The organism is Streptomyces cyanogenus (assembly GCF_017526105.1).
Lineage (GTDB): Bacteria > Actinomycetota > Actinomycetes > Streptomycetales > Streptomycetaceae > Streptomyces > Streptomyces cyanogenus.
Genome location: NZ_CP071839.1, coordinates 7,298,391 through 7,322,724 on the forward strand (window position 1 = coordinate 7,298,391; position 24,334 = coordinate 7,322,724).

At 71.3% G+C, this 24,334-nt stretch carries 16 protein-coding genes; 14 read left to right on the forward strand and 2 right to left on the reverse strand.

Features of this window, described 5'->3' with window-relative positions; translation table 11 throughout:
* Positions 1–44: 44 nt before the first annotated feature.
* The 13 genes from S1361_RS32765 to S1361_RS32825 all read left to right on the forward strand — a co-directional run bounded on the left by S1361_RS32765 (position 45) and on the right by S1361_RS32825 (position 18,209).
* A complete protein-coding gene (locus tag S1361_RS32765; protein ID WP_069777648.1) occupies positions 45–239 on the forward strand; it encodes an FDLD family class I lanthipeptide in 195 nt (64 codons plus the stop codon).
* 117 nt (positions 240–356) lie between these two features.
* Entirely contained in the window at positions 357–1,694 is a 1,338-nt protein-coding gene (locus S1361_RS32770) for a lanthionine synthetase C family protein (RefSeq protein ID WP_208035484.1), read from the forward strand.
* A gap of 5 nt (positions 1,695–1,699) precedes the next feature.
* Positions 1,700–4,759, forward strand: coding sequence for a lantibiotic dehydratase (locus tag S1361_RS32775; protein WP_208035485.1), 3,060 nt, complete (start codon positions 1,700–1,702; stop codon positions 4,757–4,759).
* Positions 4,756–6,540 carry an ABC transporter ATP-binding protein gene (locus S1361_RS32780; protein WP_208035486.1) on the forward strand — a complete coding sequence of 595 codons (1,785 nt, stop codon included), beginning with the start codon at positions 4,756–4,758 and terminating at the stop codon, positions 6,538–6,540. The genes S1361_RS32775 and S1361_RS32780 overlap by 4 nt, the downstream gene beginning before the upstream one ends.
* A gap of 37 nt (positions 6,541–6,577) precedes the next feature.
* A complete protein-coding gene (locus S1361_RS32785; protein WP_243769387.1) occupies positions 6,578–7,528 on the forward strand; it encodes an LLM class flavin-dependent oxidoreductase in 951 nt (316 codons plus the stop codon).
* A 45-nt stretch (positions 7,529–7,573) separates the two neighbouring features.
* Positions 7,574–8,824, forward strand: a complete 1,251-nt coding sequence (locus S1361_RS32790; RefSeq protein WP_208035488.1) for an erythromycin esterase family protein — start codon at positions 7,574–7,576, stop codon at positions 8,822–8,824.
* Positions 8,825–9,725: 901 nt separating this feature from the next.
* Complete coding sequence (fusA, locus tag S1361_RS32795; protein ID WP_208035489.1) at positions 9,726–11,777, forward strand: elongation factor G; 2,052 nt, start codon at positions 9,726–9,728, stop codon at positions 11,775–11,777.
* 200 nt (positions 11,778–11,977) lie between these two features.
* Positions 11,978–12,208, forward strand: coding sequence for a hypothetical protein (locus tag S1361_RS32800; RefSeq protein ID WP_208035490.1), 231 nt, complete (start codon positions 11,978–11,980; stop codon positions 12,206–12,208).
* Positions 12,209–12,358: 150 nt separating this feature from the next.
* On the forward strand, positions 12,359–13,675 hold the full coding sequence (locus tag S1361_RS32805; RefSeq protein ID WP_208035491.1) for an ABC transporter substrate-binding protein: 1,317 nt from the start codon (positions 12,359–12,361) through the stop codon (positions 13,673–13,675).
* A 5-nt stretch (positions 13,676–13,680) separates the two neighbouring features.
* Positions 13,681–14,667 carry a carbohydrate ABC transporter permease gene (locus S1361_RS32810; protein ID WP_208036872.1) on the forward strand — a complete coding sequence of 329 codons (987 nt, stop codon included), beginning with the start codon at positions 13,681–13,683 and terminating at the stop codon, positions 14,665–14,667.
* A gap of 7 nt (positions 14,668–14,674) precedes the next feature.
* Positions 14,675–15,514, forward strand: coding sequence for a carbohydrate ABC transporter permease (locus S1361_RS32815; protein ID WP_208036871.1), 840 nt, complete (start codon positions 14,675–14,677; stop codon positions 15,512–15,514).
* A 29-nt stretch (positions 15,515–15,543) separates the two neighbouring features.
* A complete protein-coding gene (locus tag S1361_RS32820) occupies positions 15,544–16,908 on the forward strand; it encodes a GH1 family beta-glucosidase (RefSeq protein WP_208035492.1) in 1,365 nt (454 codons plus the stop codon).
* Between the two features lie 176 nt (positions 16,909–17,084).
* Positions 17,085–18,209 (forward strand): ADP-ribosylglycohydrolase family protein, encoded by a 1,125-nt coding sequence (locus tag S1361_RS32825; protein ID WP_243769388.1) that lies wholly within the window; start codon positions 17,085–17,087, stop codon positions 18,207–18,209.
* A 38-nt stretch (positions 18,210–18,247) separates the two neighbouring features.
* Here the strand turns inward: S1361_RS32825 and S1361_RS32830 are convergent, their stop codons facing one another.
* Complete coding sequence (locus S1361_RS32830; protein WP_208035493.1) at positions 18,248–21,799, reverse strand: Eco57I restriction-modification methylase domain-containing protein; 3,552 nt, start codon at positions 21,797–21,799, stop codon at positions 18,248–18,250.
* A gap of 573 nt (positions 21,800–22,372) precedes the next feature.
* Complete coding sequence (locus S1361_RS32835) at positions 22,373–23,137, reverse strand: CDP-alcohol phosphatidyltransferase family protein (RefSeq protein WP_208035494.1); 765 nt, start codon at positions 23,135–23,137, stop codon at positions 22,373–22,375.
* A gap of 107 nt (positions 23,138–23,244) precedes the next feature.
* Here S1361_RS32835 and S1361_RS32840 point away from each other — a divergent pair, with 107 nt between their 5' ends.
* Positions 23,245–24,234: a zinc-dependent alcohol dehydrogenase gene (locus tag S1361_RS32840; RefSeq protein ID WP_208035495.1), complete on the forward strand. Its 990-nt coding sequence runs from the start codon at positions 23,245–23,247 to the stop codon at positions 24,232–24,234.
* Positions 24,235–24,334 lie beyond the last annotated feature (100 nt).

A 24,334-nucleotide genomic window follows, 5' to 3' on the forward strand; every position in this document is an offset into this window, starting at 1 on the left:
GTCATTCCGTAATCCGACGGAATTGTCACGCGAAAGGAAATCACATGTCCGGCAACGCATTCGATCTGGACGTCCGGGTTACCTCGCCGTCCACCGCCGGCCTGGACAGGGCACCGGCATCCATCTCCTCGCTCCTCACCCGCGCGGTCTGCACCCGGGTGACCTGCAAGGCCAACTGCACCTACGTCTGCACGACCGTGTGCACCTCGGGCATCTGCCCGAAGGAGCACTCGCACTGAACCGGATGAGCCCGCTCTGATCGGGCTCACCTTCGACAACGGGTGTTGCCGTGGGCTCAGCACGGCAACACCCGTTTCCACTGCGACAGCCGAACGGCCGCGACACGAGGGATGGACATGCGTGAGAACCGGGAAACAGCCGGCTGGCCGGCTCGAGGCGAGGAGGACACGCTCATCGAACGCGCACACCGCGCGGTCCGCCTGGTCGCCGAACGGACCTCGACCACCGGCCAGGTGACCGAACTGGCTCTGACCGCTGCGGAACAGTCGGCGCACCCAGTGGGCTGGTACCCGCCGAGCCTCAGCCACGGCCAGGCCGGAACAGCCCTGTTGCACCTGTACACCGCCCGCGCGGGACTCGGCGACCGGGACACCGCCTTCGAGCACATGCGGGAAGCCGTGCTCGGCACCCGCGTCGTACCACTGGAGGTTCCCGGGATCTTCGGTGGCACCAGCGGACTGGCCCTGGCACTGGCCGACTGCGCCCACGACGAGCCACGCTTCCTGCCGAGCCTGCGCCGCGTGCACGAGCAACTCGCCGCCCAGGTGCTCGACACCGACTACCTGGCCGTGGAACGCGCGGTCACCGACGCCGACTATGACTGGATCAGCGGAGCGGCGGGGGTCCTCGCCTACCTCGTCTCCATCGAGAACCCCAGCCCCGCCGTCCGGGAGGCCGTGGGCCGGCTCCTCGACTACCTGGTGTGGCTGAGCGAGCCTGCGCAGACCCGGAACACCCCGCACCGCTGGCTGCTGGTCCCCGACGTCTACCCACCCGTCGGGAACGACCACGACAGGTATCCGCACGGGTACCTGAACCTCGGCTTCTCGCACGGCGTGCCCGGAGTCGCCGCGGCGCTGGCTGCGGCTGCTGCGTCCGGCCACCGACACCCGGGACTCGACACGGCCGTCACCACCTTCACCGCCTGGATCCTCGCTCATCAGGCCGCCGACGAGTTCGGTCCGCTGTGGCATGACGGCGTGGCGGTTGACGTGGACGGCAACGAACAGCCCCGCCTGCACGGCCACGACCAGATCGCCTGGTGCTACGGCACGGCCGGTGTCGCCTCGGCCCTGCTCGACATCTCGCGCAGCACCGGTGACAACGGCCTACTGACTACGGCCGTCACCGCGTTCGAGGCCGTGCTGCGGCGAGCTGCGCAGGCCGGACCGCTGTCGCCGACCCTGTGTCACGGACAGGCCGGCCTGCTGATGATGTGCCGCGCCTTCGCACCCTTCAGCGGCCTCGCCCGCGAACGGATCCCCGTCCTGCTCGACCGGCTGCTCGAGCATGCCGACGAGGCACGACCGGCGGTGTTCGCGGACCACCAGCTGCCCGGACACCTGGTGGACGACCCGGGCCTGCTGTGCGGAGCCGCCGGAGTCGCCCTCGCGATCCTCGCTGCCCTGAACGACGACCGTCCGGCCTGGTTCCGGGCCTGCTTCGCAAGGTGATGCGCATGTCCCGGTACGTACCCGCCGACTTCTACCTCCTGCGCTCTCCCGCACTGCCCGCGGAGACGTTCCGCGCGTTCATGAGCGACCCTGATCACACGTCCGGCGCCCTGTTACGGCTGGCTGACGACCCCGAGGTCCGGCGGGCGATCTTCGTCGCCAGCGAGGGCCTGGCGGAGGGCCTCACACAGCTGGAACGGATGTCCCCGAAGAGCCTGGCGCGCGTCCACTCACGGCTGTGGCGCTATGTCACCCGGATGTCGACCCGACCCACACCCTTCGGGGCATTCTCGGGCGTCGCCGCCGGGACCTTCTCCGGACGCACCACCGCCCGGTTGGAGACCCCCGTGATCAGCAGCACCCGGGTGCGCGCGGACATGGCATGGATCCTCGCCTGCATCAAACGGCTTGAGGACGACCAGGAGACCTGGCGGAGCCTCAGAATCGTCCGCAACGCGACAGCCCATGTCTCCGGTGACCGGGTGGTCCTGCCACATGCCGACGTCTACGGGAACAGCGACCGCACGTCGGTGCGCGTCCGGGCAACCCCCGCCGTGCACACCGTCCTGGACGCCGCCGCCACCCCCGTTACCTACCCCGAGCTCATCGACGCACTAACGGGCGCCTTCCCCGAGGCGACCGGTCCGCAGAAGGAGAACCTTCTCCAGCGGCTGTGGGATCTGAACTTCCTCACCAGCGACCTTCGCCCGCCCCAGACGACAGCCCAGCCCGAGCAGTACCTGCTCGACGGGCTTGCCGGGATCCCGCAGGCGGCAGAGGTGGCCGAACGACTGCGCGAGGTCGTCGAGCTGGTCCGGCACGCAGACGCCCCTGTTTCGCTCGCCCGGTTGCGAGTGGCCCAGGAGAAACTCGTACCGGGTTACACGGGTCAGACGTACCAACTGGACTCCGCCATCGGCCTGCGGTCCGACGAGCTCAACCGGTCCGTGGGCGAGGCGGCGGCCGACACGGTGGACGTCCTCATGCGCCTGAGCGCGGCCACCGGCACCACCAACGCACATCTGAGGCGGTACCGGGAGGAGTTCCTCGAACGATACGGCCACGGCGTGCGCGTGCCGGTTCTGGAACTGCTCGGCCCGGACCAGGGGCTGGACGCACCCGAGTCCTACACGGAGCCGACCCGCAAGGCTGGCCGGCTCGACAGTGCCACCGACTCCGAGGACACCTCCTCCTACGACAGGGCCGTCGTCGAATTCGCGCACCAGGCCTGGCGCGAGGGGATGCTGGAAGCGGAACTCACCGACGCCTGGCTGGACCGCCTTGCCCCCGAGGCGACCGTGGGACCATTACTTCCCGCGGTGGACCTCTACCTGCAGATCGAGGCCACCGACCGGCAGGCCGTCGACCGGGGCGAGTGGCGGGCCGTCCTCCGAGCCGACTGCCTCGCCCACGGCGGACGCACCTTCGGGCGCTTCTTCGACCTGCTCGGCGACCGGCTGGCGGACCAGCTGCGCGACCTCGCCCGGTGGGAGCAGAAACTTCAGCCGCACGTGGCGTACGCCGAGGTGGCCTACCTCCCCACGTACGGCCGGGCCGGGAACGTCGCCGCGCACCCGGACCTGGGGATGTACGAGATACCCGTCAACACCAGTCCCTCCGTGCCGGCCGACCGCGTACTGCCGTTGGACGACATCCTGGTGGGCGCCGACGACCGGCGGTTCCACCTGTGGTCGCGGCGGCTGGAGCGCGAGATCGTCGTGACGCAACACCACATGCTCAGCCCCCTCGCCGCCCCGAACGTTGCCCGCTTCCTGCTGGAGGCCTCGCACGACGGGTACGTGCTGCCCGGCGGATTCCATTGGGGACCTGTGTCGAACGCGACCTTCCTACCCCGGGTGACCCGCGGCAAGGTGGTGCTCCGGCCGGCTGAATGGCGGCTGGACGGACATGGCCTGGAGGACCTCGCGGCATGGCGCGAGCGGTGGCGCGTGCCGCGGTACGTGTATCTCGTCGACCTCGACAACCGGCTGCTGCTCGACCTCGACCACCCCCGCTGCATCGGAGAACTGCGGGAGGAGATCGGCCGCGCGGCCGGTGGAACGGTGCTGCTCCACGAGATGCTGCCCGACTTCGAGCATCACTGGCTGACCGACGACCTCGGGCGGCGGTACACCGAAGAGATCGTCGTCCCCGTCATGGCCGCCCGGGCCGAGACCATCGCCCGGCACCCGGCCGGGGCGCCGGTGGAGATCCCCTCACGGCGGTACCCGCCGGGCAGCGAGTGGTCGTACGTCAAGCTGTACGCCGCCTTCGAACGCCACGACGAGATCATCGCCGGTCCGCTGCGGGAACTCATCGCGGAGCTGCGCGCAGAGGACGCAGTGGACCGCTGGTTCTACATCCGGTATGCCGATCCGCGCCCGCACCTTCGCATCAGAGTGCGCAGCGAACGGCCGTCGGTCCTGGGGCGACTCGCCGCCTGGGGCAGGAGCCTGGTGGACGCCGGTCTCGCCCAGGACGTCACCATGGACAGCTACTGCCCGGAGACCATGCGCTACGGTGGCCCCGACACCTTCGAGTCGATCGAGCGACTGTTCGAGGCCAATAGTGACACCACCGCCCGTCTGATAGCGGCCCGCCCGGACCTGGCGCAACTGGTGGACGAGCACCTGGCTGTGGCCGCGGTGGACACCCTCCACCGTCACTGGGGCGTCCCGCTCGCCGAGCGCATGGACCTGCTCCCCGGCCACCGGGACGACAACGCCACGCGGGACGAATTCAGGAAGGTTCGTGCCTACCTGTGCGAACTGCTGCTGCCCTGGGACCGGTCCACCCATGAGGAGGGCCGTGCACACCGCATGGGGATAGTGGCGGCCCTCGCGCCCCAGGAGCCTGCGGTCCGTGCGGCATCCGCGGCGGTCCGCGAGGCCGCCGAACGCGGCCGACTCGCGGTGCCGCCCGCCCATCTCCTCGGCAGTCTTGCGCACATGCAGATCAACCGCCTCCTGCCGGTCGATCTGGCCCGTGAGGAACGCTGCTACGGGCTGCTGCGGCACACCTTGCGTGCCCTCAGGGGCCGCCTCGCTGCCGAGGAGGCCAGGTGATCTGGCTCCGCGTGCTGCGGCTCTTCTGGAAGATGAGCGCTCGGAAGGTCACCGCCTTCGCCGTTGCCTCGGTGCTGTCGGCCGCGATCCCCGGCGTGCAGGTCGGGCTCACGGCGAGTGCGGTGCAGTCGGTGGCGCAGGCTGCCAACGGCAACGAGGGGGCCGGACGGCAGGCCCTGCAGGTGGGTGTCGTCCTGCTGCTGATCGCGGTGGCCGGGCACCTGCTGGACGTGTGGGGCCAGTACCTCGATTCCCTGCTCCGCCTGGAACTCACCACCAAGATCGGTGAACAGGTGATGGTCAAGGGCACCCGGCTCGACCTGGAGCAGTACGAGAACGCCGAGTCCTACGACAAGCTGCAACGCGCCTTCCAGGAAAGCAACGGGGGACGCATCTACCAGTTGTTCTCCGAAATGCTCACCGTCACCCGGGAGCTGGTCACCGTCGTGTCGGTCGGCGCGGTGCTGTTCACCTGGTCACCGTGGGTGGCCCTGTTCATCCTGGTGTCACCGGTCCCGTCCGTTGCCGCGCACATGATCTACACGAACAAGGCGTACGCCATCGAGTACGCGCGCGCAGCAGACCGCCGGCGGACGTACTACTACCAGTACCTGACCACGACGGATCACTCCTTCAAGGAAGTGCGCCTGTTCCAGCTCGGACCGTACCTCGTCGAGCGGTACCGCACGCTTGTCCACGAGTTCTTCCGCGTCGACCGGCAGCTGGCCCGCCGCCAGTCGGGCATCGTGGGCCTGCTGGGTCTGCTGAGCGTCATCGCCTCCTCCGGGGCTCTGCTGTGGGCGATCGGGTCGGCCGCGGACGGAGGACAGGTGGGTCGCCTCGCGGGATACCTCCAGTCCATGGGCGCCATCCAGGTGTCGGCCCACGGACTGCTCCTGGGAATCGCCTCGCTCTACAAGGACACGCTCTTCCTCGGCAACCTCTTCGCGTTCCTGGACCTGCCCGAGCGCCGGATCACCGGCGGGAACAGGCCGTTCCCGGCGAAGCTACGCAAGGGAATCGAGTTCCGGGACGTCAGCTTCGTGTACCCCGGCACCGACCGGCTCGTCCTCGACGGTGTCGACCTGCTCCTGCCGGCCGGGGAGTGCGTGGCGCTCGTGGGGCAGAACGGCGCCGGGAAGACGAGCATCGTCAAACTGCTGACCCGGCTCTACGAGCCGACGGGTGGGCGGATCCTGATCGACGACGTACCGATCGAGGAATACGACGTCGACGACCTCCAGCGGCACATCGGCGTCATCTTCCAGGACTTCATCCGCTACGAGATGTCCGTCCGCGACAACATCGGCTTCGGCCGCATCGAGGCGATGGACGACGACGAGCGCATCCAGGCCGCGGCCGTAGCCGGAGGAGTCGACACCGTGGTGTCCGACCTTCCGGACCGGTACGACACCATGCTCGGTCGGCACTTCGAGGAGGGCCGGCAACTGTCGGGCGGTCAATGGCAGAAGGTGGCTCTGAGCCGGGCCTTTATGAGGAGGGCTCCGGTGGTCGTGCTCGACGAACCCACGTCGGCCATCGACGCCGAGGCCGAGTCCGAGATCTTCGGCCGGCTTCGTGACATCGCGAGGGACGCCACCTCCCTCATCATCGCGCACCGGTTCGCCACGGTGCGCATCGCCGACCGGATCGTGGTCCTGGACGGGGGCAGGGTGGTCGAGGAAGGAACCCACGAGGAACTGCTGAGCGCCGACGGAACGTACGCCCATCTGTTCAACCTGCAGGCAGCGGGATATCTCGCCGAACCCGCCTCTCAGTGAAGGCCGCTTCATGCAAACTTCGGTCATCTTTCCGGTCATGCCCACGGCCCCCTCCGAGGCGGTTCCCTTCGCGGAACTCGTCAGAAGCGAGGACATGCCGCGGCTGTGGCAGGGCCAGTCCGTCACGATCGAAACCCATCAGATGTTCGCCTACCTCGCGGGCATGGGATTCCGCATCCCGTTCGGCACTGCCGTGACCCTGATGCCTTTGCGCCACCCAATGGAAGCAGCGGCACACGCCCGGTCCCTGGCCCGTCTGACCGGCAGGCGGGTGACGCTGGGACTCGGCCCTGGATCCCCCGACTTCGTGGTGAGTCTGCACGGAAAGCCGTACGACAGCCCGAAAGCCGCGTGTGCCGACTATCTCCGGCAGGTGCGCGGATTCCTCACCGAGCAGAGGCACAAGGTGCCAGAGGCCGTTCGGCAGGCATCGGACCTACCGGATCTCGGTCATCCCGGTGTGGATATCGGCCTTGGAGTCCTCCGCCCCACGCTCGCCCGTCTGGCGGGCGAGACTGCCGACGTGGCGATCACCTGGATGACGCCGCCAGGATACCTGGCACGTGACGTGGTGCCGGCGCTCCGGCGCGGTGCTCGGGCGGCGAGCCGGCCGGTCCCGCGCCTGGTCACCGTCGTACATGTCGCCGTCGACCGCCACGGGCGCGATCCCCGCCAACTCGCCTACGCAGCCGCCCGCACACACCTGGGCGCCCCGCACTACACGGACATGCTCAGGCGCGCGGGGCTGCGGGTGCACCCGTCACAGCCCTATCTCAACGCATGTGCCTTGGTCGACTCGGGAACCTTCGCGTACGGCACCCCGCGGGAAGTGGCCGGCGCACTGGCCGAATACGCCCGAGTGGGCGTGGACGAATTGGTCCTCAACTGCGCAGGTGTAGGTCTCGTGCATGGCTGGAATGCGGCCCTGGAGGACCTGGCGGAACTCTCGGCCGAAATGCGTGCGGTCCGTTCGGGCGTGATCGCATAAAGGCTAGGCTCACCGTGTCGAGAGGCGACGCGAAAGGAAATGGCGATGACCGAGGAAGTGCAACGATGGCTGAAAGAGAACGCCTTGCCATTGAAAGGCCTGCACCCCGAGGCATCGAACCCGGGCTACGGTGACCTGGAGCCACTGCGCAAGGTTCTGCGCGACGTACGTGTTCTGGGGATGGGGGAAGCGACGCACGGGACCGCCGAGTTCTTCCGGCTCAAACACCTGTTACTGCGCTTCCTCGTCGAGGAGATGGGTTTCACCGCTCTGGCCATGGAGGCCAGTGCCTCCGCTGCTCAGGCGGTCGACGACTACGTGCTGCACGGAACCGGTGATGCCGTCGACGCAGTGGCCGGCCTCGGCTTCTGGACGTGGCGGACACGGGAAATGCTCGACGTCGTCGAGTGGATGCGCGACCACAACCGAACGGTTCCCCAGGACCGGGCCGTACGATTCGTGGGCATCGATCCGCAGCGATGCGGCCCCTCCCTGTCGGCGCTGGCCGCCGTGCTGCGCACGCTGGCACCGGAACGTGCGGACATCACCGATGGCCCGCTCGGCACACTGGCGGAGGCCAGGACCGGGTCACTCGTGGACCAGCGCCCCCAGCTCCTCGCCGAGGCGCGTGATCTGGAGCGATTCCTCGAGGAGGAGCACCCCCGGCTTGCCGCGCACATCGGGGACACGGCCGTCGATCAGGCACTCAGGCATGCGCGCCTGATCGTGGCCGCGGCCGACGTGGCCTCCCGGCCGCCGCGGGGCGAAGGCGAGGAGACGGGCGCGCTGGCCGCCCGGGACCGTCACATGGCCCAGGCAGTGGTCTCCTTGGAGGAGGGGACTGCCGGCAAGGTGGCCGTCTGGGCTCACAACGGCCATGTTTGCACCGACAGTTACGCGCGAGACATACCCGCCATGGGGCGGCACCTCAGGGATCACTACGGTGAGCGGTACTACGCTCTGGGCCTGCTGTTCGGCCAGGGCGCCTTCCGCGCCCGTCCCGGAAACTCCGCGACACGACCGCCCAGGAAACACACCATCAGTGCGGCGGGTCCGCGCTCCGTCGAGGCCCAGCTGGCCTCGGTCACCTCCGAGGACCACCTGATCGATCTCCGCGCCGGCCGGACCGAGCCCGTCGTTGCCGAGTGGCTGGAGAGCCCGCAGTTCATGCGGTCCTTCGGCGCCGGCGTGCCACGCGTGACGTACCGCTTCTCGATGACTCAGACGGTGCTCATGCGTGAGTACGACGGATTGGCGTACGTGGCCCGCTCGACGCCCTCGGTGCTACTGAGCTGAGACCCAACACTGTCCGGACCGCAGCCCACAATTGATAGTCGTGACCGGGCACAGCAACTCCTACGTGACGGTCTTGCCACGAGGCAGGGGACAGCCGTTGATGCTGGGCCGAAGTGTGCTGGTACGTCGGTGTCGCAGTGGGTCGACGGTGGATCGCGTTGTTCGGCTGGACCTCGCGCTTGAAGTCCGGTACCGCGGTAGGAGTACCAGACGTACTCGTGGACGGTCATCGGCGTGGCCGCGGCGGGCCACCGCCCTCATGGGCCTATCTACGCAGAGGGAGAGTTTGCACCCGGCATGTAACCAACCTGTCTGACGTGGCAACTCGCTTGGCGCTGAAGCAGTCACATGAATAGCATCCTGTTCACCATCGGGAACTAATATTGCGTGTGCATATTCTCGGGGGATGATCTTGCGACTCGCGGGAACCTCAACGTCAATTGGCCCTGTTGCGGCTGGTCAAAGGATCTCGTGAACGACCCACAGACAAGACCCCATGGCTGCGGCCGTGGGGTTCTTTCGTTGCCGCCGTTGTTGCCCGCAGCCGAGCCCCGGGAAAAATTCGGTACTGCACCGGCTGATCGTTTCCCTAGACTCGCCACGCAGCGCGCGCCGCCCGTACCACGGTGGCGTGCTTCGTGAGTTGTGACGATCGAGGGGAGCCGGGCCGTGCGTGACCGTACCGCCGTTGTCGTTCCCCCTGCGCGGACCGAGGTGATCCTGGTGTCCTCGTCCGTCCGGTGCCCGCTGCGCGGCCGGTACCGGATGCCCGTGACGCCCCGCTGACACCCCGGCCGCCCGCCCGGCACATGTCCGGCCGCCGCCGTACCGTCCGCTCCCTGTGGCACACGGGGAATCGCGCCGCCCTTTTCCAGGACCACCTCCCGAAAGGCACCGGGCCGTGCGCACCCACATCGACACCCTCGCCGCCGTACGCAACCTCGGCATCCTCGCCCACGTCGACGCCGGCAAGACCACCGTCACCGAGCGGATCCTCTATGCGACGGGCACCACCCACAAGCGGGGCGAGGTGCACGACGGCACCACCGTCACCGACTTCGACCCGCAGGAACGCGACCGTGGCATCACCATCTTCGCCGCCGCCGTCAGCTGCGCCTGGAACGGCCATCGCATCAACCTCATCGACACCCCCGGCCACGTCGACTTCGCCGACGAGGTCGAGCGGTCGCTGCGTGTCCTCGACGGGGCGGTCGCCGTGTTCGACGCCGTCGCCGGCGTCGAACCGCAGAGTGAGTCGGTGTGGCGGCAGGCCGACCGGCACGGCGTCCCGAGGATCGCGTTCGTCAACAAGCTGGACCGTGCGGGCGCCGACCTCGACCGGGCCGTCGGCTCCCTCCGGGACCGGCTGCACCCCGCTCCGCTCGTCGTCCAGCTGCCGATCGGCGCCGAGGACGGCTTCACGGGTGTCGTGGACCTGGTGCGGATGCGGTCCCTGGTGTGGGGCGACGACGAGGGTACGGCCATGGAAGGGCCGGTGCCCGAGGAGCTGCGGGAGGAGGCGGTACGGCGGCGGCGCGCGCTGGAGGAGGCGGTCGCGGAAAGGCATCCGGCCGCCCTGGAGGAGTTCTGCGACCGAGAGACGCTCTTCGCGGCGACCCTCACCGCTGCCCTGCGCGACCTCACCCGCACCGGTGACGGCGTGGTGGTGCTGTGCGGCTCCGCCTACCGCAACCGCGGGATCGAACCGCTGCTGGACGCGGTGGTGGCCTACCTCCCGTCCCCGCTGGACGTACCCGCCGTACGGGGCGCCGGCGAGGACGCCGGGCAGCGGCGCGCCGCCGATCCCGGAGCGCCGTTCGCGGGGCTGGTGTTCAAGGTGAACGCGAGTGCCACGGGCCGGCTGGCCTACGTGCGCGTCTATTCCGGAACCGTCGAGAAGGGGGATGCCGTGTGGGACCCGGGCAGTGGGCGCACCGAGCGGGTGGCGCGCATCCTGCGGGTCATGGCCGACCGGCACGTCCAGCTGGACCGGGCGGTCGCCGGTGACATCGTCGCGCTCGCGGGCGTGAAGTCGGCCCGGGTCGGTGCCACGCTGTGCGACCCCGGTGCCCCGGTGCAGCTGGAGGCGCCCGTGGCCGCCGAACCCGTGGTGTCCGTGGCGGTCGAGGCGCGGCGGAGCACGGACACCGGGCGGCTGGCGGCGGCGCTCGCCCGGCTCGCCGAGGAGGATCCCTCGCTGGTGGTGCGTACCGACACCGAGACCGGGCAGACGGTCCTGTCCGGGATGGGCGAACTCCATCTGGAGGTCGCGGTGGAGAAGATCCGCCGCGACGGCGGGCCCGAGGTCACCGTGGGCCGCCCCCGGGTGGCGTACCGGGAGACCGTCGTCGGCGGCGTCAGCGGGTTCGTGTTCCGGCACGTCAAACAGGACGGCGGTGCGGGGCAGTTCGCTCATGTCGTCCTGGACGTGGAGCCGCTCGGCCCCGAACTGGGCGTCACGGGCTTCGAGTTCCGGTCCGCCGTGGTCGGCGGGCGGGTGCCGCAGGAGTACGTGCGCGCGGTGGAGGCCGGCTGCCGGGACGCGCTCACCGGGGGACCGCTCGGCGGGCACCCGGTGACCGGGCTGCGCGTCACGCTCACCGACGGCTCCACCCATGTCAGGGACTCCTCCGACACGGCCTTCCGCACCGCCGGCCGGCTCGGCCTGCGCGAGGCTCTGCGGGCTTGCACGACCGCGCTGCTCGAACCCGTCGCCGAGGTCGCGGTGACCGTGCCGGAGGACGCGGTCGGCGGGGTGCTCGGAGATCTGGCCGCCCGTCGCGGCCGGGTCGGTGGCTCGCGGAGCCGGGGCGGCGCGGCCGTGCTGACCGCGACCGTGCCGCTGGCCGAACTCTTCGGCTACGCGACCCGGTTGCGCAGCCGCACCCACGGCCGGGGCACCTTCACCACCCGGCCCGCCGGCTACGCCCCGGCCCCGCCCCCGGTCCGGTAAGCGGTACGTCCCTGGTGCCGGCCCGCACCACGAGTCGTCGTGGCTCGTGGTGCGGGCCGGCGCCGGGGCGTGGGCCGTACTGCAACGGTCGGGCGGCTCGCCGACCGGTACACCCTGCCGCTGCTCGCCGTGGGGTCTGCTGATCGACCTGCTGTGCCTCGCCGGTTTCGACGGTCCTCGCCGAAGCGCCCCCGCACGCGGTGGTCCGCCTGCTGGGCCTCGGGCTGGCCGGGGTCACCATGAACCCGGCGACGGTCACCCGGGTCCAGCGGACGGGCAACGCCGGGCCGCTCGTGAACACCGTCCACTCCTCCTTCATCGCGCTCGGCCTCATCACGGAACTGCGCGACGGCGGTGCGGCGGGGACCGCGGTACGGCGCGGGACCGCGGTGCGGCGCAGGGAGCGGAGCCCGCGGCACCGGGAGTGGTGAGCCGGGGCTGTACGGCCGGCCCGGGTGGGTTCCGAGAGGGACCGCGCCTTCGATCTCCCTGTCGAATCCCTTGACGATCGTCCCCGCTGCGGATTAACTCACGTCCTAAATTAAGTCATGAGTGCAATCCCTGAAGGGACACCGGGAGCCATGCGCAGCATCCGAGCCGCGGCCGTAGGCGCCGTCACCCTGTCTCTCGCCCTTGCGGCCACGGCCTGCGGAGGCGGATCGTCCACCGGCGGGGCGTCCGGCGACTCGCCGAAGACGCTGACGTACTGGGCCTCGAACCAGGGCGCCAGCGTCGCCGTGGACAAGAAGGTCCTCCAGCCCGAACTCGACAAGTTCGAGAAGCAGACCGGCATCAAGGTGAAACTGGAGGTTGTGCCCTGGTCGGATCTGCTCAACCGGATCCTGACCGCGACCACCTCGGGCCAGGGCCCGGACGTGCTGAACATCGGCAACACCTGGAGCGCCTCGCTGCAGGCGACCGGCGCGCTGCTGCCCTGGGACGAGCAGAACTTCGCGAAGATAGGCGGCAGGGACCGCTTCGTGGAGTCCGCGCTCGGCTCGACGGGCGTGCAGGGCAAGGACCCGGCGGCGGTGCCGCTGTACTCGATGGCGTACGCCCTCTACTACAACAAGAAGATCTTCGCCGACGCCGGGATCGGCAAGCCGCCCGCCACCTGGGACGAGCTGATCGCCGACGGAAAGAAGATCAAGGCCCGGGGCAAGTCGGTGCTCGGCGCCGAGGGCGCGAACCTCTCGGAGAACATCCACCACGTCTTCGTGTTCGCCAAGCAGCACGGCGCCGACTTCTTCACCGCCGACGGCAAGCCGGACTTCACCGCTCCCAAGGTCGTGGAGGCGGTGAAGAGTTACGTCGACCTGATGGCCAAGGACAAGGTCGTCCCGGCCGGCGACGCCGAGTACGCGCAGAACCAGTCCGTCAGCGACTTCGCCAAGGGCAGGCAGGCGATGCTGCTGTGGCAGTCCGCCGCCGCCAACCTCAAGTCCCAGGGCATGAGCGAGGACGCCTACGGCATCGCCCCCGTCCCGGTCCGCTCCGGCACCCCCGGACAGGGCACCCAGGTGAACTCGATGGTCGCCGGCATCAACATCGCCGTCTTCAAGAACACCCACAACCTGGACGGCGCCGCGAAGTTCGTGAAGTTCATGACCTCCGACGCCGAGCAGAAGATCCTCAACACGGCCTACAGCACCGTCCCGCCGGTCAGGTCCGCCCAGGACGACCCCGCGTTCGGTGCCCCCGACACCGCGGTGCTGAAGAACACCCTCGCCACGAGCGCGGCGGCGCTGCCGCAGGTGCCGTCCGAGTCGCAGTTCGAGACGACGGTCGGTACGGCGGTCAAGGAGCTGTTCGCCGACGCCGCCGCCGGACGCGCCGTGACCACCGACTCGGTCAGGGCGAAGCTGGAGAAGGCCCAGCAGCAGATGCCGGCGGCGTGACCACGATGACGACCACCGCACTGAAGGAACCGGTGCGCGAGACGTCCCCCGGCGCGGCGCGCGCACCACGCCGCCGCGCCGGGCGGATCCGCCGCCTCTCCCTGCCGTACCTGCTGCTCCTGCCCGCGCTGCTGCTCGAACTCCTCGTGCATCTGGTGCCGATGGCGATCGGCATCGTGATGAGTTTCAAGGAACTCACCCAGTTCTACATCCGCGACTGGAGCACCGCTCCGTGGAGCGGCCTGGACAACTACCGGGTGTCGGTGGACTTCGACGCCCCGGTCGGCAAGGCGCTGCTGCAGTCGTTCGGCGTCACCGTCGGCTTCACCCTGCTGTCGGTCGGCCTGTGCTGGCTGATCGGCACGGCCGCCGCGGTCTTCATGCAGGACGCCTTCCGCGGCCGCGGCCTGCTGCGCGCGCTGTTCCTGGTGCCGTACGCGCTGCCCGTCTACGCGGCCGTGATCACCTGGGTGTTCATGTTCCAGCACGACAACGGCCTGGTTAACCACGTGCTGCACGACCAGCTGCACCTCACCGGCGAGCCGTCGTTCTGGCTCATCGGCGACAACAGCTTCTACGCCCTGCTGACCGTGTCGGTGTGGAAGGGCTGGCCGTTCGCGTTCCTCATCGTGACGGCCGGGCTGCAGAACATCCCCCGCGAGCTGTACGAGGCCGCCGCGCTGGACGGCGCCGGGACCTGGCAGCAGATCCGCCGCATCACCCTGCCGTCGCTGCGCGCCGTCAACCAGGTACTGGTCCTGGTGCTGTTCCTGTGGACGTTCAACGACTTCAACACGCCGTACGTGCTGTTCGGCAAGGCCGCTCCCGAGGCCGCCGACCTCATCTCCGTACACATCTACCAATCGTCGTTCGTGACCTGGAACTTCGGCACCGGCTCGGCCATGTCCGTCCTGCTGCTGCTCTTCCTGCTGGTCGTGACGGGCGGATACCTGCTGCTGACCTCACGCGGACGGAGGACTGCCGATGCCTGACTCGCCGATGGCGCCGCCGCGTTCGTTCCTGTGGTCGCGGCGGGTGTTCCTGACCCTGCTCGCCGCCTTCGTGCTCACCCCGGTGTACGTGATGGTGTCCAGCTCGCTGAAGCCGCTCGCCGACGTCACCGGCCGGTTCCGCTGGCTGCCCAGCCGGCTGACGATCCGCCCGTACATCGACATCTGGTCGACCGTGCCGCTCGCGAAGTACTTCGTGAACTCGCTGATCGTGGCGGGCGCGGCGACCGTCTGCTCGGTGGTCGTCGCCGTGTTCGCCGCGTACGCCGTCAGCCGTCACGAGTTCCGCGGCAAGCGCGTCTTCACGGTCACCGTGCTGTCGACGCAGATGCTCCCGGGCATCCTGTTCCTGCTCCCGCTGTTCCTGATCTACGTCGGCATCGGCAACACCACCGGCATCGCCCTGTTCGGCTCCCGCGGCGGGCTGATCCTGACGTACCTCACCTTCTCGCTGCCGTTCTCCATCTGGATGCTGATCGGCTACTTCGACTCGGTGCCGCGCGACCTGGACGAGGCGGCTCTGGTGGACGGTTGCGGACCGCTCGGCGCCCTGTTCCGGATCGTGGTGCCGGCCGCGGTCCCCGGCATCGTCGCGGTCGCCGTCTACGCGTTCATGACGGCCTGGGGAGAGGTTCTGTTCGCGTCGGTCATGACCAACGACACCACCCGCACCCTCGCCGTCGGCCTCCAGGGCTACTCCACCCTCAACGACGTCTACTGGAACCAGATCATGGCCGCCTCGCTGGTCGTCAGCGTGCCCGTGGTGGCCGGCTTCCTGCTGCTGCAGCGCTATCTCGTCGCGGGTCTGACGGCGGGCGCCGTCAAGTGACCCCCACCCCTGATCCCGAAGGGACTTCCGTGTCCGAACCCATCGACCTCGCCGCCTTCCCCCGCGACTTCCTGTGGGGCACGGCCACAGCGGCGTACCAGATCGAGGGAGCCGTCGCCGAGGACGGCCGAGCGCCCTCGATCTGGGACACCTTCTCCCACACCCCGGGGAAGATCGCGAACGGCGACCACGGCGACGTCGCCTGCGACCACTACCACCGCTGGCGGGAGGACATCGGGCTGATGCGGCAACTCGGCGTCAACGCCTACCGGTTGTCCGTGGCCTGGCCCCGTGTGATCCCCGGCGGGACCGGCCCGGTGAACCCCAAGGGCCTGGCGTTCTACGACGAGTTGGTGGACGCCCTGCTGGAGGCGGGCATCACCCCGTCCGTCACGCTCTACCACTGGGACCTGCCGCAGGCGCTCCAGGACCGCGGCGGCTGGCCGGAGCGGGACACCGCCCTCGCGTTCGCCGAGTACGCCTCCGTCGTCACCGAACGCCTCGGCGACCGCGTCACCCTCTGGGCCACCCTCAACGAGCCCTCCTGCTCGGCCTGGATCGGCCACCTGGAGGGCACGATGGCCCCCGGCTGGACCGACCTCACCGCCGCCGTCCGCGCCTCCTGCCATCTGCTCCTCGGCCACGGCCTCGCCACCCAGGCGATCCGCGCCGCCGCGCCGGGCGCGCGGATCGGCATCGTCAACAACCTGTCCACCGTGCACCCGGCCACCGACCGCCCCGAGGACCGGGCGGCGGCCCGCCGGCACGACGGCCATGTCAACCGCTGGTGGCTCGACCCGGTGCACGGCCGCGGCTTCCCCGCCGACATGGTGGAGACCTACGGTGTCGAACTCCCTGTCTCGGACCCTGACTTGGCGGCCATCGCCGCCCCGCTCGACTGGCTCGGCCTGAACTACTACTTCCCGGCGCACGTCACCGACGACCCCGACGGGCCCGCGCCGTACGCCCGTTCCGTCCGCCGCGAGGGTGTCCCGCGCACCGGCATGGACTGGGAGATCGACGCCTCCGGCATCGAGACGCTGCTGCTCCGGCTCACCGAGGAGTACGGCGCCCGGCAGATCCACGTCACCGAGAACGGCTCCGCCTTCCCGGACGTGGTCCGCCCCGACGGCAGCATCGACGACCCCGAGCGCCGGGACTACCTGGAACGCCACCTCGCCGCCTGCGCCTCCGCCGCCCGCAAGGGTGCTCCGCTGGCCGGCTATTTCGCCTGGTCCCTGCTGGACAACTTCGAGTGGGCGTACGGGTACGACAAGCGCTTCGGCCTGGTCCACGTCGACTACCGCACCCAGGCCCGCACCATCAAGGGCAGCGGCCACCGGTACGCGGACATCGTCCGCGTCCACCGCGGCCGGAGCCGCCGGGCCGCCTGAGCCCGGCCCGGACGGCCGGCGGACACGAGCGGGGAGCCCGTGCCCGCCGGCCGCGACGCAGCCCGGCCCGACGGGTGCCGGGACTCGGTCCGACGGGGGCCGGGGCCCGGTCCGACGGCCGGGACCGGGCGATACGGTGGCCGGGGTGGGCGGGCGCGAGGGGAGAGGCGGCGGACGTGAGCGTGCAGCAGGACCCCGGCAAGGAGTATCAGCGAAGGGTCTCGCGGATGCAGTCCCGGGTGCGCGGGCTGATGCTCGGGCTGGCCCTCGGCGACACGGTGGGCGGGGCGCGCGGCGAGCCGCCGGCCGCCGGACCGCTGCGGGCCGGGGTCAGCACCCAGCTGGCCTGCTTCACCGCCGAGGGGGTCGTCCGCGCGATGGTGCGCGGGCAGCACAAGGGCATCTGCCATCCGCCGGGCGTGGTCCTGCACGCCTACTGCCGGTGGGCGGCGCTGCAGGGCATCGAGGAGGAACGGATGCGCCGTCGCTGGGTCCCGTACCCGAGCGACCGGCCGTGGCCGGACGGCTGGCTCGCGGGCGTGCCCGCGCTGGCCGAGCGGCGCGGCAGCGCCCCGGCGACGGTGACCGCCCTGTCCCGGATCGAGGACCCGCACAGCCGGATCGCCACGCCGAGCCGGGGCTGCCACGCCCTCACCCGCACTCTCCCCGTGGCGGTCGCCGGACCCCACTGGAGCGAGCAGGCAGGCGAGTTCGCCGCGCTCACGCACGGCGACCCCGCCGCGCGGTCGGCCGCCGTGCAGGCGGCCGTGCTGCTCCAGCACGCTCTGACCGCACCCCGGCCGGACGGCCCCGGCGACCCCGCGGAGCACCTCGCGCGGACGGCCCTGGAGACGGGGATCGCCGCGCTGCCGGCCGGGCCGGCCCCGGGCTCGGACGGTGAACAGGAGCGCCTGCACGCGGCGTTCCGGTCCGCCCTCGACCGGCCCGCGGAACCGGCCCTGCTGGCCCGGCTCGCCCCGGAGGCGAGCGCGCCCTCGGCGCTGCTGGGCGGCCTCTACACGGCGGCCTCGTTCCCCGGCCGGGACCGGTTCCGGGCGGCGCTGGAGTTCGCGGCGGGCGCGCCGGACCCGGGCTCGGTGGCCTGTGTGACCGGGGCGCTGCTCGGCGCGGTGCACGGCGCCGAGGCACTCCCCGTGGACCTGGTGAGCCGGCACGAACTGGGCTGGGTGCTCGACACCCTGGCCCGGGATCTGCTGGCCCAGATCGAGGACTCACCCGGCGGCAGCGAGTACGTCCCTGGCTGGGACCCGCACTGGTGGGACCGTTACCCCGGCTGGTGAGCGCGTCACCCGGTCGCCTCCGGTCCCGCCAAGTCCCCTCAGGGGGCCGGGTGCCGGGGGCCCCGGCCCGGTGGCGGGGTCAGGGCGGAGGTGTAGTTCCGGCCGTCCGTCAGGGGGGTGCCGAGGGCGAGGCCGGCGGTGGTCATGCGGTCGTACTCGGTGAGGATCAGCTCCTGTGTGCGGTAACGGCCGTACCTCTTCAGGTCGTTGCCGCGGGTGACGTTGAAGGTGTCCAGGACGTACGCCGTGTCGTCGCGGGAGACGCCGTACAGGTGGAAGAAGAAGGCATCCAGTTCGGCCCGGAGCACCGCCCGGCGTTCCGGGTCCCAGCGGAAGGGCGCGCCGGTGTCACCGAGGTCGCGGGCGTAGCCGCACAGGTCCCAGGACGTATAGGTCAGTTCGGTGAGGCGGGGCACGAGGAAACCGGTGTGCCGGGCCAGGGTGGCCGGTGCCGGAACGGGGAGCTGGCGGACCACGAAGTAGCTCATGGACGTCCCGCCGACCGACTGACGGGCCGCGTAGTCCAGCACGAACGAGGACCACACGCCCGCCAGCAGGGCGGCCCCGTCGCTGAGCGCCAGCATGAACTTGTGGCCGAAGCCGTAGGCCGGAGCGACCGCGCAGATCATGGTGCGTTCGTTGCTCTTGTTGGTGATGTCCCGCCAGCCGAGCACCCAGTCCCGCGTCCAGCCCCGGGCGGCCAGCCGGGAGCGGACGCCCGCCGCCCGGACCTGCCGGCCCCGGCGGCCGAACGCGCCCGTGGGTACGTCGTGTTCCGGCACCCAGTAGCGTGGCAGCGGGCCGGCCGCCGCGTCCTGGTGCAGCTCCGCAGGCAGCCGGGGCAGCGTGCCCTTGTTCAGCTGCTGCTCGGTGGCACCCTCGTACGTGGCGAAGCGGTGGTCGTAGTGGTGCAGCATCTTCGCCTCGTACAGCGGCAGCATCCGCTCCTCGCCGCGGGACAGAACGGCGCCCTTGAGGTTCCAGCCGTCCTCCAGGAGGTCGTCGAGGGTCTCGCCGTGCCGCGCGTCGGGCCGGAAGACACCGGAGTCGTTCGCCATGTCGAACATGCGCAGGAACGTCACGCCCCACGGGTTGCCCTCCGCCCGCGACTCGTGCACGAGCACCGGGACCCGGCGGTGGATGCCCCGGGTGATCTCGGCGTCCCGGCGGGTGCCGAACACCGGGCAGGTGCCGGTGTTGGGGTGCACCCGCAGGATGTCCCGCGCCGTCAGCCGGTAGCGGCGCTCGGCGATCTGGGCGGCCCGGCGCACCTTGAACACCACCTGCGCGGGCTCGTCCACGTCGCCGGTGCCGCGCAGGGTGAGCAGGCAGAACCGCAGCTGGTTGTGGACGCCGGGGAAGACCCTGTCCTCGTTCTCGAAGTCGTACAGCGCGTCCAGCCGGCCGCGGGTGACCAGGTCCTTGAAGAAGAACCGGGTGGTCGCGTCCGTGGCGATGCCGGTCGGCACGATGATCCCGGTGCGTCCCCGCGGGCCGGTCAGGGCGTGACCGGTCTCCGTGAAGACGGCGTACGTGTTGATGTCGCCCCGCCCGGTCAGCGGGTGCCGGCCGCTGACCCGCAGGAAGTGGCTCTCGCCCTCGCAGCGTCGCTTGGCGGCCGCGAACTCCTCGAACAGCGGCCGTCCTTCGGGGGTGTCACGCAGCTCGGCGATGGCCCGCTTGCGGGCCGCCGCGTTCCCGGCGCGGGCGATGCGGGGGCTGCGCCCGGCGAAGAACTCCTGCTCCTGCAGCTTGACCCGCTCCCACGGCGGGTTGCCCAGCACCGCGTCGAAGCCGCCGGCCCAGCCGGTCTCCGGCCGGACGTCCGCGCCGGACCCGGGCACCGGGAAGACCTCGGGGAACTCCAGATGCCAGTGGAAGAAGCCGTACTCCTCGCGCAGCCGCGTGATCTCGGCGTGTGTCGCGTCCGGTACGGCGGCCCGGTCGCCCCGGCGCAGGCACCGGAACACCCGGTCCGTGGGGGCCTCGGGGGCGCCCGGCCGTTTCGGCCAGACGAAGGCCGCGCACCAGGCGTCGGCCGCGTGCAGGTCCCGGCGGCGGGCGGCGGGGCCGCCGTGGGGGCGGTACGCCGAATCCCGGTGGCGGAGGCCGGGGGGCGAGCCGGCGGGGGCGGCCGGGACCCGGTCCGGTACGGGCGCGTGGCGGCCGGGGCCGGCGGGGCCGGTGGGGCCCCCGGAGGGCGGCGCGTCCTGGCCTTCGCGTTCGGCTTGGTCTTCGCGTTCGGTCCGGTCTTCGTGCTCGGTCTGGTCTTCGTGCTCGGTCTGGTCTTCGCGTTCGGTCCGGTCTTCGTGCTCGGTCTGGTCTTCGCGTTCGGTCCGGTCTTCGTGCCCGGCTCGGTCCTCCCGCTCGGCCCGGTTGCGCCGCTGTAGTCGGCCGGCGGTCCGGCTGTCGTCGCCCTCGATCGGCTTGAACGCGTCCGTGGGCACGCCGGCCGCGAGCAGTCTCGGGGTCGCGCCGATCAGCCCGTTGCCGTGCTTGAGGCGGGCGTCGAGGAAACCGAGCGGCCTGCCCGGCTCCGGCGCCTCCAGCCACAGCGAGACCTTCGCCAGTTCCACGGCCATCGGGTCGAGGTCCACGCCGTACACGCACCGGGCGACCACCTCGTGCAGGGCCCGGCGGACCGCCTCCGGTGCCGGCTCCGGGCCGCCTTCCCGGACGGCCGCCACCTGCCTGGCGATCCGGCGGGCCGCCGCCACCAGGAAGTGGCCGAAGCCGCACGCCGGGTCGCACACCTTCAGGGACAGCAGCTCGCGCACAACCGCCCCGGCCGGATCGGACGCGCCCGCGCGGGCCGCCGCCTCCTCGCCGCGCCGCACCGCGTCCTGGACCACCGGGTCCAGCGCGGAGTCCAGCAGACACTCGACCAGCGACGACGGCGTGTAGTAACTCCCCGTCCGCTTCCGGGAGTTGCCAGCCGCCTCGACCAGTGCGAACCGCAGCCCCACCGCGTCGTACCGGGGCTCAAGCTCCAGCAGCGACTCGTAGACCGAGCCGAGTTCCTCCGCGCCCAGCTGCCCGTGGTCCACCGCACGCCGGCGGCCCGCACCGCCGTCGGGGACCTCGCACAGGTGGCGTACGGCGGTCAGCAGGGCCTCGTCGGTCAGCCTCAGGCCGCGCAGGGGAGCGTCGGCGCCGGTCTCGGTGAACAGCCCGCCGAGGCCCGGCAGGCCCAGCTCGGGGCGGCCCTGCTCCCGGCCGAGCGAGGTCAGCACGAGGCGCAGGGCCTCGTAGCGGTCACCGTGCGCCGTGCCGTGCTGTGCGCGGGCGTGGGCGCGCAGCCGGGCCGACGAGAAGGACCGCTCGTACCGTCGGCGGGCGACCGGGCCGGCGCCGGGCAGGAGCAGCGCGTCCCGGTCCTCGGCGACGAAGAGGAACAGCAGCCGGTACACCAGGCGCACCAGCGCCGTCTGCAGCTCCCCGGGGCGCACGCGCTGACGTAGCGTGCCGTTGTCCGGGTGCCGGAGGAAGCCCGTGCCCAGCACGGTGACCGCCTCCCGGACGCCCCTGCGCAGCCGGTCCGGCGCGCGGGTGCCGCTCGCGACGGCGGCTGCGGGGGAGGGGAGGGCCATGACGGGTCGTCTGTTCCTTGTCGGACGGCGGGGCGAGCGCGGCCGCGGATGCCGTTCGCGGCGGAGGAACGGTCCGGCACCTGCCGGTGGCAGCGGTCCACGTTCCCTCCTGCCGCGGCCCCGTCCTTCCGGAGCCGGCGCAGACCGCGGCCACAGTACACGCGCCGTGCCCGGACCGGCCGCTGTTCGCCGGCGTTTTCCGCCGGCGGCGTGAACCGGCAGGCGTCGACCACGACCACCGCTTACCGCGTCCACCCGCCCGGTCGTCGTCCGGGAGCGACGGCCGCCCCGGCCCGGCGGGTGGACCGGGCAGCCGGCGGCCGGCGGTGACGAGCCGAAGAACCCGGTGCCGGTGTTGAAGCCCCCGCCCCACCAGGGCGGCGGACAGCAGCGACACCACCGCCCGCGGACTCCGCGTCGCCGGGCCGGCCGCCGGCGTGCTCGGCCTGGCCGCGGCCGCCTTCGCGCTCGTCCGGGGCCGGGCCGCACGGCCGGAACGGCACGACCCGCGACGGCATGCGCGAGGGCCCGGACCGGCCGCCGGTCCGGGCCCTCGCCCCTCTGCTCCGCCGCTCAGCGCGCCGCCAGCTCCAGCTCCAGCAACTGCTCGGCCGGTACCACCAGCGGCGTCCGCGCGTTCCGCCACAGCCACGCGACGTCCCGGCCGAAGGACCACACCAGCGACCCCAGCGCCAGCAGCACGATCGCGAGGTTGACCGGGCCCGGCAGCAGCTCCGCGCCCGCCACGAGCAGGCACACACCCTGGACCGCGGCGACGGTCTTGCGGGCGAACGACGGCGGCAGCGGCGCGGTCAGCCACGGTGCGATCCGGGCCGCGGCGACGAACGCGTACCGCATGCCGCCGATGAGCAGCACCCACGGCCCGAGCTGCGTGGACACGTACACACTCAGCACCAGGATCAGGAACGCGTCGACCTCCATGTCGAAGCGCGCGCCGAGCGCGGACGAGGTGCCGGTGCGGCGGGCGACCTTGCCGTCCACGCCGTCCAGCAGCAGCGCCACCGCGGTCAGCGCGACCAGCAGCGTCACCGGCGGCGCGCTCTCGAAGGAGTCCGCGACCAGCGCGGTCACCCCGCCGACCAGGGTGGACCGGCCGAGCGTGACCCGGTTCGCGGGGCCGAAGGAACGCAGCCGGGAGCGGTGCACGGCACGGGAGAGGACCGCCCAGGTGGCGAACGCGAACACGAGTCCCGTCAGCCAGCCGACCGGCCCCATGCCGATCGCCGAGCCGAGCAGGGCCAGCAGCAGGATCTGCACGCCCGCTCCCACAGCGGTCTCCTGCTGGAGCCTCGCGTCATACGTGTTGTTCAGGGCCACCGCACACCCTCCGGCCGAGTGACAGAGTCGATCAACGCCGCGTACTGTGCGCGGCCTGTGCACAACTCGGTACGTGAACAACTTCCCGATCGTTCAGGAGGATGCCGATGAACCGGTCGGCCCGCGCTTTCTGGCTCCGCTCGCCCGGCCACGGAGAGCTGCGCGACGTCACCCTTGCGGAGCCCGCCGCCGACGAGGTCCTGGTGCGCGCGCTGTACTCCGGGGTGAGCCGGGGCACGGAGACGCTCGTCTTCCGCGGCGGGGTGCCGCACAGCCAACACGCCGTGATGCGGGCACCGTTCCAGGAGGGCGACTTCCCGGGCCCGGTGAAGTACGGCTACCTGAGCGTCGGCGTGGTCGAGCAGGGCCCGGCCGCGCTGATCGGCCGTACGGTCTTCTGCCTGTATCCGCACCAGAGCCGTTACGTCGTTCCGGTGAGCGCCGTCACCGTGGTGCCCGAGCGGGTGCCCGCCGCACGAGCCGTCCTCGCCGGCACCGTCGAGACCGCCGTGAACGCCCTGTGGGACGCGCGGCCGCTCATCGGCGACCGGATCGCGGTGGTCGGCGGCGGCATGGTCGGCTGCGCGGTGACCGCGCTGCTCGCCCGCTTCCCCGGCGTCCGCCTCCAGCTGGTCGACGCCGACCCCGCCCGCGCGAAGACCGCCGAGGCGCTCGGCGCCGACTTCGCCACGCCCGCCGACGCCCTCGGCGACTGCGACCTCGTCGTGCACGCCAGCGCCACCGAGGCCGGCCTCACCCGCGCCCTGCAACTCCTCGCCCCGGAGGGCACCGTCGTCGAGCTGAGCTGGTACGGCGACCGGAGCGTGGCCCTGCCGCTCGGCGAGGCCTTCCACTCCCGCCGGCTCACCGTGCGCAGCAGCCAGGTCGGCACCGTCTCCCCGGCGGCCCGGGCCGGCCGTACCTACGCCGACCGGATGGCGCTCGCCCTGGACCTGCTCGCCGACCCGGCGCTGGACGCGCTCGTCACCGGGGAGAGCGCCTTCGAGGAACTCCCGTCCGTCATGCCCCGGCTGGCGTCCGGTGAGATCCCCGCTCTGTGCCACCGGGTGCGGTACCCGGAGACCGGTCTGACCTGAGAAAAGAGTCCGGTCCGACGTGAGAAAAGAGTGAGGACCGACTGAACACGGGGAAGCGAAGAGCCGTACTACACGGCATCCCCCGGCGGACAAGGCCGGG